The organism is Mizugakiibacter sediminis, from assembly GCF_000953855.2.
GTDB lineage: Bacteria > Pseudomonadota > Gammaproteobacteria > Xanthomonadales > Rhodanobacteraceae > Mizugakiibacter > Mizugakiibacter sediminis.
This window is the reverse complement of record NZ_DF970157.1, coordinates 15,941-27,521: the sequence shown is the minus strand read 5'-3', so window position 1 is coordinate 27,521 and position 11,581 is coordinate 15,941. Positions and strand designations below refer to the sequence as shown.

General features: G+C 73.8%; 13 protein-coding genes. 8 read left to right on the top strand and 5 right to left on the bottom strand.

Annotation, left to right across the window (positions count from 1 at the left end):
- Nucleotides 1-64: 64 nt before the first annotated feature.
- Nucleotides 65-1,954 carry a biosynthetic arginine decarboxylase gene (gene speA / locus MBSD_RS03080; protein WP_062534956.1) on the bottom strand — a complete coding sequence of 630 codons (1,890 nt, stop codon included), beginning with the start codon at nucleotides 1,952-1,954 and terminating at the stop codon, nucleotides 65-67.
- Nucleotides 1,955-2,226: 272 nt separating this feature from the next.
- Here speA and speE point away from each other — a divergent pair, with 272 nt between their 5' ends.
- Nucleotides 2,227-3,078, top strand: a complete 852-nt coding sequence (gene speE / locus MBSD_RS03075) for a polyamine aminopropyltransferase (protein ID WP_062534954.1) — start codon at nucleotides 2,227-2,229, stop codon at nucleotides 3,076-3,078.
- Between the two features lie 2 nt (nucleotides 3,079-3,080).
- On the opposite strand, the gene MBSD_RS03070 is transcribed toward speE, so the two are convergent.
- Nucleotides 3,081-3,278: a hypothetical protein gene (locus tag MBSD_RS03070; protein WP_062534952.1), complete on the bottom strand. Its 198-nt coding sequence runs from the start codon at nucleotides 3,276-3,278 to the stop codon at nucleotides 3,081-3,083.
- Nucleotides 3,279-3,407: 129 nt separating this feature from the next.
- Here MBSD_RS03070 and MBSD_RS03065 point away from each other — a divergent pair, with 129 nt between their 5' ends.
- From MBSD_RS03065 to MBSD_RS03050, 4 genes are all read left to right on the top strand, one after another.
- Entirely contained in the window at nucleotides 3,408-4,322 is a 915-nt protein-coding gene (locus MBSD_RS03065; RefSeq protein WP_062534950.1) for an AEC family transporter, read from the top strand.
- Nucleotides 4,323-4,377: 55 nt separating this feature from the next.
- Nucleotides 4,378-5,388 (top strand): hypothetical protein, encoded by a 1,011-nt coding sequence (locus tag MBSD_RS03060; protein ID WP_062534948.1) that lies wholly within the window; start codon nucleotides 4,378-4,380, stop codon nucleotides 5,386-5,388.
- A complete protein-coding gene (locus MBSD_RS03055) occupies nucleotides 5,385-6,416 on the top strand; it encodes a hypothetical protein (RefSeq protein WP_148667797.1) in 1,032 nt (343 codons plus the stop codon). The genes MBSD_RS03060 and MBSD_RS03055 overlap by 4 nt, the downstream gene beginning before the upstream one ends.
- Nucleotides 6,417-6,501: 85 nt before the next feature.
- Nucleotides 6,502-7,134: a ParA family protein gene (locus MBSD_RS03050; protein ID WP_062534944.1), complete on the top strand. Its 633-nt coding sequence runs from the start codon at nucleotides 6,502-6,504 to the stop codon at nucleotides 7,132-7,134.
- Nucleotides 7,135-7,438: 304 nt separating this feature from the next.
- Here MBSD_RS03050 and MBSD_RS03045 read toward each other — a convergent pair whose 3' ends face one another.
- The gene (locus MBSD_RS03045; RefSeq protein WP_062534942.1) at nucleotides 7,439-8,452 is read right to left on the bottom strand and encodes a class 1 fructose-bisphosphatase; all 1,014 of its coding nucleotides are present in this window, start codon (nucleotides 8,450-8,452) and stop codon (nucleotides 7,439-7,441) included.
- 162 nt (nucleotides 8,453-8,614) lie between these two features.
- On the opposite strand from MBSD_RS03045, the gene MBSD_RS03040 reads away from it, so the two are divergent.
- The 3 genes from MBSD_RS03040 to MBSD_RS03035 are packed head-to-tail and all read left to right on the top strand — an operon-like array spanning nucleotide 8,615 to nucleotide 10,114.
- A complete protein-coding gene (locus MBSD_RS03040; protein ID WP_062534940.1) occupies nucleotides 8,615-9,238 on the top strand; it encodes a DJ-1/PfpI family protein in 624 nt (207 codons plus the stop codon).
- Nucleotides 9,235-9,378: a hypothetical protein gene (locus MBSD_RS15325; RefSeq protein WP_187300542.1), complete on the top strand. Its 144-nt coding sequence runs from the start codon at nucleotides 9,235-9,237 to the stop codon at nucleotides 9,376-9,378. The genes MBSD_RS03040 and MBSD_RS15325 overlap by 4 nt, the downstream gene beginning before the upstream one ends.
- A gap of 43 nt (nucleotides 9,379-9,421) precedes the next feature.
- Entirely contained in the window at nucleotides 9,422-10,114 is a 693-nt protein-coding gene (locus MBSD_RS03035) for a helix-turn-helix transcriptional regulator (RefSeq protein WP_062534938.1), read from the top strand.
- A 16-nt stretch (nucleotides 10,115-10,130) separates the two neighbouring features.
- On the opposite strand, the gene MBSD_RS03030 is transcribed toward MBSD_RS03035, so the two are convergent.
- Both MBSD_RS03030 and MBSD_RS03025 read right to left on the bottom strand, forming a co-directional pair.
- Nucleotides 10,131-10,598 (bottom strand): LysE family translocator, encoded by a 468-nt coding sequence (locus tag MBSD_RS03030; protein WP_237071732.1) that lies wholly within the window; start codon nucleotides 10,596-10,598, stop codon nucleotides 10,131-10,133.
- A 147-nt stretch (nucleotides 10,599-10,745) separates the two neighbouring features.
- A complete protein-coding gene (locus tag MBSD_RS03025; RefSeq protein ID WP_062534936.1) occupies nucleotides 10,746-11,498 on the bottom strand; it encodes an NIPSNAP family protein in 753 nt (250 codons plus the stop codon).
- Between the last annotated feature and the right edge of the window lie 83 nt (nucleotides 11,499-11,581).

Sequence of the window (11,581 nt, the reverse complement as noted above, 5' to 3'; positions counted from 1 at the left end):
GCCCTCCATGGCCGGGCGCTCGCCGGCGCGCGATGCCCTTCGAGACATCGCGCGTCTTCCCGCATCAAAGCCGTTCTTCCAGATAGGTGTAGCCGGTCAGCCCCGCTTCCAATGCGGCCTCGAGCTTCGCGGCCTCGTCCGCGCCGAGGCCGGCGGCGGCGAGCTTGTCGCGGTAGGCGGCGCGCAGCGCGTCCAGCGAATAGCCGACGTAGTCGAGCAGCATGTCGACGCGGTCGCCGCGGCGGAAATCGCTCAGCGCGAGGCGGCCGTCGCCGTCGAGGCGCACGTTGACTGCGTCGGTGTCGCCGAACAGGTTGTGGATGTCGCCCAGCGTCTCCTGGTAGGCGCCGACCATGAAGATGCCGAGCCGGTACGGCTCGCCGGCGCGCGGCGCGTGCAGCGGCAGGCTGGCGTCGACGCCGGCGGCGTCGACGTACTGGTCGATGCGGCCGTCGGAATCGCAGGTGAGGTCGGCCAGCACGCCCCGCCGCTGCGGGCGCTCGTCGAGGCGCGCCAGCGGCACGATCGGGAACACCTGGTCGATCGCCCACACGTCCGGCACCGACTCGAATACGGAGAAATTGACGAAGTACTTGTCGACCAGCTTGGCGTCCAGCTCGTCCAGCGCCTCGCGGTGCGCGCGCTCGGCCGGCGACAGCCGCGCGCGCACGCCGCGCGCGATGGCGAAGAACAGGTCGTCGAGGCGCGCGCGCGCGGCGAGGTCGAGCTGGCCGAGCGCGTACAGCGCCTGGCCTTCGGCGAGGTGGTACTGCGCTTCGTGGTACAGCTCCAGCGGCGGCCGCGCGTCCAGCGCGGCGTGGATGTCGCGCAGGTGGCGCAGCACGGCCGGCTCGTCCGCCTGCGCCGGCGCGATCGCGCCTGCGGGCGCCGGCTCGACGTCGCTGACGTTGACCACCAGCACGGCGTGGTGCGCGGTCATCGCACGGCCGGCTTCGGTGATCACGTGCGGCGGCGCCAGGCCTTCCGCGGCGCAGGCTTCGGCCAGCGGCTGCACGATGGTGGCGGCGTACTGGTCGAGGCCGTAGTTGACCGAGCAGAAACCGCGCGAGCGCGTGCCCTCGTAGTCGACGCCGAGGCCGCCGCCGACGTCGACGTAGCGCAGGCCGATGCCGAGCCGGCTGAGCTCGACGAAGTGGCGTGTCGCCTCGCGCATGCCGGCGGCGATGTCGCGCACGTTGGAGAGCTGCGAGCCCATGTGGAAGTGCAGCAGCTTCAGCGCGTGCGCCAGGCCGGCCGCCTTCAGCTGCGCCACCAGCTCCAGCACCTGGCGCGGGTTCAGGCCGAACTTGGCCTTGTCGCCGCCGGTGTTCTGCCACTTGCCGGCGCCGATGGTGGCGAGGCGCACGCGCACGCCGAGCAGCGGCTCGACGCCGAGCGCGCGCGCCTCCTCGATCACGTGCGCCAGCTCGGAGAGCTTCTCGACGACGATGAACACGTCGAGGCCGAGCCTGCGGCCGATCAGCGCGAGGCGCACGTACTCGCGGTCCTTGTAGCCGTTGCAGACCACCACGCTGCCCGGCCTGGCCAGGCCGAGCACCGCCATCAGCTCCGGCTTGGAGCCGGCCTCGAGGCCGAAGCCGGCGTCGCCGGCCGCGGCCAGCGCGCCGGCCACCGCGCGCTGCTGGTTGACCTTGATCGGATACACGGCGGTGTAGCCGCCGGCGTAGCCGTGCGCGACCATCGCCCGCGCGAACGCCTGCCGCAGGCGCTGCAGCCGGTCGCCGAGGATGTCGGGAAAGCGCAGCAGCAGCGGCAGGCGCAGGCCGGCCGCGCGCGCCTGCTCGACGGCGTCGGCCAGCGCCAGCGCGGGGCCGCCGGGACCGCGCGGCTGCGCGGTGACGCGGCCCTGCGCGTCGATGTCGAAATAGCCGTCGCTCCAGTGCGCGACGGCGTAGGTGCGGCGCGCGTCGTCGATCGTCCAGGGGGTCGCCATCGTGGCAGTCTCCCGAGGTGGCGGCCTCGCGGCGGCCGGCCGTGGCGCGAGGCGCACGGCGCGGCGCGACCCGCGGGCCCGGGTCGAAAGAGCGTCGCAGCGGCGGGCTTTGACGGCATCGCGCCCGGAAACCGGGGCACTGGCGGCCGGGAGCCTCGTACGCCGCGGGGCCGCCAGGGTTGCGTAGTGTAGCGGCCGCGCGCGTTCATGTGTGCGCCGCGCCGGAACCGCTACAATCGCGCGCTTCGCACGCCCCACCGGAACGACCCGCCATGTCGCAACCCAGCTGGTTCACCGAGGCCCACGAGGGCTCGGGCTCGTCCATCGGCTATCGCATCGAGCGCCTGCTGCACGCCGAGAAGACGCCGTACCAGACCATCGAGATCTACCAGACCACCGACTGGGGCAACCTGATGGTGATCGACGGCTGCATCATGCTGACCAGCCGCGACAATTTCCTTTACCACGAGATGATGACGCACCCGGCGCTGTTCACCCACGCGCGCGCCAAGCGCGTGGTGATCATCGGCGGCGGCGACTGCGGCACGCTGCGCGAGGTGCTGAAGCACGAGGAAGTCGAGCACGCCGTGCAGGTGGAGATCGACGAGCGCGTCACCCGCCTCGCCGAGCAGTACTTCCCCGAGCTGTGCGCATCCAACGCCGATCCGCGCGCCGAGCTGCTGTTCATCGACGGCATCAGGTACATGGCCGAGTGCGAGCCGGATTCGCTGGACGTGGTGATCGTCGATTCCACCGATCCGGTCGGCCCGGCGGAAGGCCTGTTCAACGCCGCGTTCTACGCCAGCTGCTTCAAGGCGCTGCGCCAGGGCGGCATCCTCGTGCAGCAGTCGGAGTCGCCGCTGGCGCACCTCGACCTGATCCGCGCGATGCGCGGCGCGATGCGCAGCGCCGGCTTCCACGCCCTGCGCACGCTGCCGTTCCCGCAACCCTGCTACCCGACCGGCTGGTGGAGCTGCACGATGGCGCGCAAGGGCGCCGACCTCGCCGGCTTCCGCGAGCGCGGCGCCGCCACCAAGCAGTTCGCCACGCGCTACTACAACGCCGAGACGCACAAGGCCGCGCTGGCGCAGCCGGAATTCCTGCGTGAGGCGCTGGGGGACTGAGATCAGAACAGCCGCGCGCGCGGTTTCGGCAGCAGCACCAGCGCCAGCGTGGCGAGCGGCCCGAACAGCAGCGACAGCAGAAACCAGATCAGGCCGCCGCGGCCCTTGCCCTGGGCGAGCCCGGCGTTGATCAGGGCGAGCGTGCCCCAGCCGACGAAGTAGGGGGCGCGCTCGGACGCGAACAGCGCGAGATGTTCCATCGCGATCCTCCGGAGATGATGCCCGGCATGCGCACCCGCCCGCCCTGTCCCGCCGCTCCGCGGCGCCCGCAGTCCGCGTGCGCTGGTCGAGCGGCCGATTGTAGGCCAGCGGCCTGAACCGCGACCGCCATGGCCGCGCGCATCGTCCCCGCCTTCGCCTTCATCGTCGCGCTGATCGCGATCGGCCACCTGCTCGGCCGTCGCCGCGTGCTGCCCGAGCGCGCCGCCGACACGCTCAACCTGGTGGTGCTGTACGTCAACCTGCCGGCGGCGGTGCTGCTGCACGCCTCGAAGCTGCACGCATCGCCGCAGCTGCTCGGCCTGGTCGCGGTGCCGTGGCTGCTGCTCGGCGCCAGCGTGCTGGCCGTGCTCGGCCTGGCGCGCTGGCGGCGCTGGCCGCGCGAGGTGACCGCGGTGCTGCTGCTGACCGTGCCGCTCGGCAACACCTCCTACCTCGGCTATCCGCTGACCGAGGCGCTGCTGGGCGCGGCCGCGCTGCCGTATGCGGTGGTCTACGACCAGTTCGGCTCGTTCCTGATCCTGTCCACCTACGGGCTGACCGTGCTGGCGCTGTACGGCCGCGGCGCGCGCCCGCGCCTCGGCGAGATCGCGCGCCGCATCCTCGCCTTCCCCGCGTTCATCGCCCTGGTGCTGGCGCTGACCGTGGTGCCGGCGGAGCCGCCGGCGTGGTTGGCGGCGATGCTGCAGCGCCTGGCCGACATGCTGATGCCGATGGTCGCGCTGGCGATCGGCCTGCAATTGAAACTCAAGCCGGAGCACGCGCACCGCGCGCCGCTGGCGATCGGCCTGGCGCTGAAGCTGCTGGCGCTGCCGGCGCTGGCGCTGGGCCTCGGCGCGCTGTTCGGCCTGCACGGCGACCTGCGCGCGGTCGCGGTGCTGGAGTCGGCGATGGCCTCGATGATCACCGCCGCCGCGCTGGCCTCGATGGCCGGGCTGGCGCCGGAACTGGCCGCGGCGATGGTCGGTTACGGCATCGTGCTGATGACGGCCACGCTGCCGCTGTGGCTGCTGCTTTTACGTTGAGTTGGGTCGCACCGTGGCACACTCGCGCACCGCTTTCCGCCGGGAACCTACCCGCATGCCGAAGACCGCGCTGCTGCTCTGCCTGCTTGCCGTCGCCACCGGCGCGCGCGCGCAGGACGCCTCCCCCGCGCCGCAGCCGCTGGCGCACATCGGCGACGCCACCGAACGCGCGCCGGACGCGACGGCGCTGCAGGCCTGGCGCGCCGACGCCGCCAAGGCGCTGGCCGCGAGCGACGACGCCGGCGCGCTGATCACCGCCTCGATGCTGGCGCTGGCCGCGCACGACGCCGCCACCGCCACGCGCGCGCTGCAGCGCGCGGTCGAGCGCGCGCCGAAGGATCCCGACGTCGCCTGGATGGCGGTGTGGCGCTGCGCCGACGTCGCCTCCTGCGCGCACGCCCGCGAGAACCTGCACGCGCTGGAAGCCGACAACGCCGCGGCCTGGCTGCCCGACCTCTACGCCGCCACGCAGGCCGACGACGCCGAGCGCATCGCGCAGGCGCTGCAGGGCATGGCCGCCGGCAAGCGCTACGACGACCACCAGATGCACCTGCTGCCGCGCGTGCTCGACGCGCTGGGACTGGTGCCGACGCCGGCCGGCGTGCAGGAAGGCGCCGACGCCGGCGCGCTGCGCGCCGCGGAAGCGATGGCGCTGACCAGCGTCGCCGCGATCCCGCCGCTGCGGCCGCTGGGCGCCGCCTGCAACGGCGCGCCGGATGCCGCGCGCGCGGCGTTGTGCCTGCGCGTCGCCGAGCGCATGCAGCAGGGCACCTCGCTGATGGCGCAGATGGTCGGCGAGGGCCTGGCGCGGCGCCTGCTGCGCGATCCGCAGCCGCTGGCCGCGCTCGTCGCGCGCCAGCGCACGCGGGCCTGGCGCATGCAGAAGATGGCCGGGCTGATGCGCGAGCTGGCGCATGACCCCGCGCTGGCGCAGGCGTGGACCGCGGCGATGCGCGGCCACGCGCGCGAGGACGAGGCCGTCGCCGCGCTGCTCGCCGCGCGCGGCATCCCCGACCGACCGCCGGCCGGCTGGCAGCCCGCCGGCGCCGCGCAGCACGAACCGTGAGCGCGATGCGCCGCGCGCCGCGCCGCCTCGGCCTGCTCGCCGCGCTCGCCTGCGGCATCGCGCAGGCGGCGCCGCGCGACGACGCGGCGCAGGTGCAGACACTGGCGTCATTCCAGAAGGATCTGGTCAGCGTGCTGGCGCTGCGCGCCGACGCCGAGCACCTGCTCGGCGCCGCGCTGCTGGCGCGCACCCTGCCGCAGCAGCCGCCGGCGCTGTCGTTCCACGCGCTGCTGCAGCGCGCCGCCGCCGCGGCGGACGCCGGCCCGGCGGTCGCCTGGGCGCAGCTCGGCGACTGCGCCGGCAGCGACTGCCCGCCGCCGCAGGCGCTGGCGGCGCTGCGCGCGCAGGCTGCCGACAACGCCGCGACCTGGCTGCTGGCGCTGAACCGGGCGGCCGCGCGGAACGACGACAAGACCGCACGCGCCGCACTGGCCGAGGCCGCCGCGCGCGACCGCTACGACGGCTACTCCGGCCCGCTGCAGCAGGCCGTCGCCGCCGCGGTGCTCAGCCTGCCGCTCGCGCCCGACGCGGCGCAGGCGCTGACCGGCGTCGCCGACGCGACCGCCTCCGCGCAGTGGTTCGTGGTCGCCGGCACCCTCGCCGCGCAGCCGCGGCCGACGTTCTTCGCCGCCGCCGCGCTGTGCTTCGATGCGAAGGCGCCCGACGAGGTACGCGCCGACTGCCTCAAGCTCGGCCACGCGCTGGAATGGGGCGACGGCTTGCAGGCGCGCCGCTTCGGCCTCGAGCTGCGCGCGCGGCTGGCGAGCGACCCGGCGCAGCAGGACGGCGCGCGGCGCGAGATCCGCGACCTGACCTGGCAATTCGAACAGTACAGCCGGCTGTCGGCGCGCGCGCTGCGGGAGCCGGCGATCGCGCGCGTCCTGCTGACGCTGGCGCTGCGCGGCGGCGGCGAGCTCGGCACCTGCTACGCCCTGTTGCGCCGGTTCGGCGTGCCGCTGCAGGCGCCGGCCGACTGGCAACCGCCCTCGCAGCGGCAGACGCCGCCGCAGGACGGCACCGCGTCCTGAGCGCCCCTCGCGCGGCGCCGTCCGCGGTTTTGCGCCGCCGCCGCGGCCATGTACCCTTGGCCGCGGGTCCCGGGGAGGAGTGCGCATGCAGACCGTGCTGGTGGCGAGCAGCAAGGGCGGGTGCGGCAAGACCACGCTGACGACCAACCTCGCCGCGCACTACGCGCAGGCCGGCAAGGCCGCCGTGGTGGTCGACGCCGACCGCCAGGCCTCGAGCTTCCGCTGGTGCGCGCGCCGCCCGGACAACGTCCCCGGCGTGCTGGCGCTGGACGGCACGCGCCGCGGCGCGCTGGAGCGCGTGCCCGGCGATGCCGAGCGCGTGCTGATCGATTCCCCCGCCGGCAGCACGCCGGACGACCTCGAACCGTGGCTGGAGCGGGCCGACGCCGTGGTGGTGCCGATCCTGCCTTCGCCGATCGATCTCGAGGCGAGCGCGCCGTTCCTGCAGGCGCTGGCCGCGGTCGGCCGCATCAAGCGCGGCAAGCTGCCGGTGGCGCTGGTCGCCAACCGCCTGAAGCCGTGGACGCGCGCCAGCCAGGAGGCGCTGGACCTGCTGGCCGGCTTCCCGTTCCCGGTGGTCGCCGAGCTGCGCGACAGCCAGGCCTACGTGGTGTTGAGCGGCCTCGGCAAGGGCATCTTCGACTACGGTTCCGAACAGGCGCGCAGCCACCAGGACGACTGGAGCAAGCTGCTGCGCTGGCTGAAGCGCCTCGGCTGAGCGCGCCCGCGCGCCCTCGCCATGAGATTTCGCGAGATCGTGTCTCGCCCGACGGGTTTCGGCGTTCCGATGTTCGGCATGTCCTGGAATCCGCCGGAGCCGCATCGCGTCGTTGCGCGTCGAGCGCTTTCTTTCCTCGAAGATCGGCGGGTTCTCTACGTGCCCACGAAGGCCGGCATTGCGTTCATGCGGTCTTGCAGAGCCGCAGATGACGGCTGATCCGGTCTTCGTGCCCGAGTCGCAGCCCGTTTGAGATCCGGTGGGCCAGCCCCCTCTCCCCGGCAGGGAGAGGGAGACACGCTGCTCAGGTTCCGGTATCGGCCTCGCGGTGGTAGCGCACCGCGGTGTCGACTTCCTGCTTCGAGCCCAGGAATACCGGCACGCGCTGGTGCAGCGCGGTCGGGCGCACTTCCAGCAGGCGCTCGCGCCCGGTGCTGGCGGCGCCGCCGGCCTGCTCGACGATCAGCGCCATCGGATTGGCCTCGTACATCAGGCGCAGGCGCCCGCCCTTGGCCTTGCACTTGGCGTCCAGCGGATAGGTGAAGATGCCGCCGCGGGTGATGATGCGGTGCACGTCGGCCACCATCGACGCCACCCAGCGCATGTTGAAGTCGCGCCCGCGCGGACCGTCCTTGCCGGCCAGCAGGTCGGCGACGTAGCGCTGCATCGGCGCTTCCCAGTGGCGCTGGTTGGAGGCGTTGACGGCGAACTCCGAGGTTTCCTCGGGAATGCGCACGTCGCGGCGGGTCAGCACGAAGCTGCCGACCTCGCGATCGAGCGTGAACACGTGCGTGCCGTGGCCGACGGTCAGCACCAGCAGCGTGCTCGGACCATATACGCAGTAGCCGGCGGCGACCTGCGCGGTGCCCGGCTGCAGGAAGTGCTCGGCGGTCGGCACGGCGACGCCGTCCGGGCAGCGCAGCACCGAGAAGATGGTGCCGACCGAGACGTTGACGTCGATGTTGGAGCTGCCGTCCAGCGGATCGAACAGCAGCAGGAAGTTGCCCTTCGGATAGGCGTCGGGGATCGGCTGCGGCTCCTCCATCTCCTCCGAGGCGCAGGCGGCGAGGTGGCCGCCCCAGGCGTTCGCCTCCAGCAGGATCTCGTTGGACAGCACGTCCAGCTTCTTCTGCGCCTCGCCCTGCACGTTGCCGGTGCCGGCCTCGCCCAGCACGCCGCCCAGCGCACCTTTGCCGATGGCGATCGAGATGCGCTTGCAGGCGCGCGCCACCACCTCGATCAGCAGGCGCAGGTCGGGATCGACGTGTCCGGCGCGCTTTTCCTCGATCAGGAACTGGGTCAGCGAAATCGGCGACATGGCGGGGTCCGCGGGGGCAAAGCGCGCATTGTCGCGACTCGCCGCGGGACGCGCCAGCGGCGCCGGGCGGACGGTTCAGCGCGCGGTCGGACGGCTGCTGCCAGCACGCTGGCAGCAGGGGGGCGGCAGGCTGGGCGGCACCCCTGCGACAAGGAGTCCGTCATGCGCGACACGGTCTATTTCCTGGCCTTCGACGGCTACGCCGACTGCGACGCGGCGCTGGCCCTGTGCGAGATCCGTCGTCCCGGCAGCTACCGCGTGCAGACGGTGGGCCTGGATCGCCGGCCGGTGCTGTCGCTGGGCGGACTGCGCGTGCTGCCGGACCTGGCGCCGCAGGACATCGATCCGGCGCGCGCGGCGCTGCTGATCCTGCCCGGCGGCACCGCCTGGGAACGCGGCCTGGACGGCGGCGCCGTCGCCGCCGCGCGGCGTCTGCACGCCGCCGGCGCCTGCGTTGCCGGCATCGGCGGCGGCACGCTGCCGCTGGCGCGCGCCGGCCTGCTCGACACGCGCTGGCATACCAGCAGCCGGCCGGGCTATCTGCAAGGCTTCGCGCCGGACTACGCCGGCACGACGCTGTACGACCCCGGCCTGCTGGCGGTGGAGGACGACCGCGTGATCAGCGCGAGCGGCGCCGGCAACGTCGAGTTCGCGCGCGCGGTGATCCGTGCGCTGGCGCTGTACGACGAGGTCGACACCGCGTACTGGTACCAGCTCTACAAGCTCGGCGTGCTGCCGCCGTGGCTGGCCGCGGGGGCCGCGACGCCGCTGACGGAGGCGGCATGACCGCCGCCTTCGTTCGACGGCTGCGGCGCTTTCTACGCCGGGTCGGGCGCGCCTACGCGCCGCTGGCCGCGCGCGGCGCGCTGTTCGACGGCCGCGCCGATGCCGGTCCGCGCGCTGCGCCGCGCCGCAGCGCCGCCTGAGCGCGTCGCATGCGCGGAAACCGGGCGATGGCATCATGCGCGGATGCGCCGCGCCGACCGCCTGTTCCTGATCATCCACGCCCTGCGTGGCCGCCGCACCGCGCTGCCCGCGCGCCAGCTCGCCGAGACGCTCGGCGTGTCGCTGCGCACGGTGTACCGCGACGTCGCCGACCTGCAGCTGTCCGGGGTGCCGATCGAGGGCGAGGCCGGCGTCGGCTACATGCTGCGCCGCGGCGCTGACATCCCGCCGCTGATGTTCACCGCCGAGGAACTGGAGGCGCTGGTGGTCGGCACGCGCTTCGTCAAGGCGTTCGCCGGCGCGCGCCTCGCCGGCAACGCGCAGGCGGCGATGATGAAGATCGAGGCGGTGCTGCCGCCGGAGCTGCGCGAGAGCGCGCTGCGCTCGCGCGTGTTCGCGCCGGGCCGGCGCTGGCACGAGATCACCTCCGGGCTGATCGACCAGCTGCACGAGGCGATCGCGCAACGCCGCGTGCTGCGCCTCGACTACCGCGACGAGGCCGGCCAGACCAGCGAGCGCGAGGTCGAGCCGCTGTGCCTCGCGTTCTGGGGCGGCGCCTGGACGCTGGGCGCGTGGTGCCGCCTGCGCCGGGACTTCCGCAACTTCCGCCCCGACCGCATCGCCACGCTGACCGTCACCGGCGAGCGTTGCGCGGAAACGCCCGAGCGCAGCCTCGAGGCCTATCTGCGCGCGGTCGGCGCCGGCGGGGAAACCTAGCGCCGCGCGCGCCGGGTCACAGCCGCCGCCAGCCTTCCAGTCCGGTCAGCAGCGCCGCCGCGATCAGCAGCAGACCGACGCCGCGCACCGCGGCGAGACCTGTCGCCGAACGGTCCCGCAGCCAGCCGCGCGCGCGGTCGGCCAGCAGCACCACGCCGCCGTACACGCACAGCTGGTTCGCCGCGATGATCAGCCACAGCAGCGCCGCCTGCGCGGCCAGCGCGCCGGCGCCCGCACGCAGGAACTGCGGGAACACCGCCAGCATGAAGAGATACGCCTTCGGATTCAGCAGCGCGGTCAGCACGCCCTGGCGGAACGCCGCGCCCTGCGGTCGCGTCGAGGCATCCGGCGCCAGACCCGGCGCCGCCGCGCTGCGCAGCAGACCGATGCCGATCCAGCCGAGATACAACGCGCCCGCCAGCAGCAGCGCGTTGAACGCGCCCGGCAGCAGTTGCAGCAGCACGCCGACGCCGAGCGTGGTCATCAGCACGTGGCAGACGCCGCCGGCGACGATGCCGGCCGCCGCGGCCGTCGCGCAGCGCGCGACCCAGCACGAACGCCATGTCGAGACCGGGCAGCGCGATCACGCCGAACACCAGCGCGGCGAACAACCCCAGCGAGGCCGCGCCGCTCATGGCGCCGGCTGCCCGTCCAGCCAGCGCAGGCGCGAGCGCGGCGTCGGATCCATCAGCACGCGCTCGGGCGCTCCGCGCAGCAGCCCGCTCGCCGCCAGCGACCGCTCGACGGCGTCCATGGCCGCGCTGAAACCGCCGTGCAGCATCGCTTGGTCGCGCACCACGCCCAGCCACACCAGCCACGGCCCGTCGCCGCGGATCGGCAACTGCGGGAAGTTGTTCGGCACGTCCAGCGTCACCAGCACGCCGGCCGAACGCACGCCGGTGCCGCGGTAGCGGGCGAGCGCCGCCTCCGCGCGCTGCGCGAACGCCGCCTCGTCGCCCGGCCTTACCGCGAAGATCTGCGCGACGACGATGCCGTGCGCGCCGTCCGCTTCGTCGACCGGGTCCACCGCCGGCAGCACGGTGATGCCCCCGTCGGCATGCAGCGGCCGCAGCAGCAGCACGTCGTCGCTGTCCGGCAGGATCGCGTTGACCTTGGCGCGATGCTCCTTCCACAGCGGCCCGTAGTAGAACGCGGCGTTGACGATCGGCCGCGCGTTCAGGTCGTGGAAGCCGCGCAGCCAGGTGAAACGGTCCGGGTTGCCGCGCTCGGTGAACTGGCCGAACACCATCGCGCCGAGCTGTTCGAAGGCCTCGGGGAAATACGTGTCGAAATAGCGCACGAAACGCGCGCGCGCGCCGGCGGCGACGGTGTAGCGGCGGAATTCGACGACCTGGAAATCGCGGAGGTGCTGGACGCTTTCCATCGGGTGGGCTCCGGGGGTGGCGGGTGCTCGCGCCGACGCCGCGGCGCAAGCGGGCGCGAGCAGGCAGCCGGCGAGCAGGCGGA

Bases quoted from the DNA above. Each gene is read 5' to 3' on its own strand.
- speA (WP_062534956.1), bottom strand. From the start codon at position 1,954: ATGGCGACCCCCTGGACGATCGACGACGCGCGCCGCACCTACGCCGTC.
- speE (WP_062534954.1), top strand. From the start codon at position 2,227: ATGTCGCAACCCAGCTGGTTCACCGAGGCCCACGAGGGCTCGGGCTCG.
- MBSD_RS03070 (WP_062534952.1), bottom strand. From the start codon at position 3,278: ATGGAACATCTCGCGCTGTTCGCGTCCGAGCGCGCCCCCTACTTCGTC.
- MBSD_RS03065 (WP_062534950.1), top strand. From the start codon at position 3,408: ATGGCCGCGCGCATCGTCCCCGCCTTCGCCTTCATCGTCGCGCTGATC.
- MBSD_RS03060 (WP_062534948.1), top strand. From the start codon at position 4,378: ATGCCGAAGACCGCGCTGCTGCTCTGCCTGCTTGCCGTCGCCACCGGC.
- MBSD_RS03050 (WP_062534944.1), top strand. From the start codon at position 6,502: ATGCAGACCGTGCTGGTGGCGAGCAGCAAGGGCGGGTGCGGCAAGACC.
- MBSD_RS03045 (WP_062534942.1), bottom strand. From the start codon at position 8,452: ATGTCGCCGATTTCGCTGACCCAGTTCCTGATCGAGGAAAAGCGCGCC.
- MBSD_RS03040 (WP_062534940.1), top strand. From the start codon at position 8,615: ATGCGCGACACGGTCTATTTCCTGGCCTTCGACGGCTACGCCGACTGC.
- MBSD_RS15325 (WP_187300542.1), top strand. From the start codon at position 9,235: ATGACCGCCGCCTTCGTTCGACGGCTGCGGCGCTTTCTACGCCGGGTC.
- MBSD_RS03035 (WP_062534938.1), top strand. From the start codon at position 9,422: ATGCGCCGCGCCGACCGCCTGTTCCTGATCATCCACGCCCTGCGTGGC.
- MBSD_RS03030 (WP_237071732.1), bottom strand. From the start codon at position 10,598: ATGACCACGCTCGGCGTCGGCGTGCTGCTGCAACTGCTGCCGGGCGCG.
- MBSD_RS03025 (WP_062534936.1), bottom strand. From the start codon at position 11,498: ATGGAAAGCGTCCAGCACCTCCGCGATTTCCAGGTCGTCGAATTCCGC.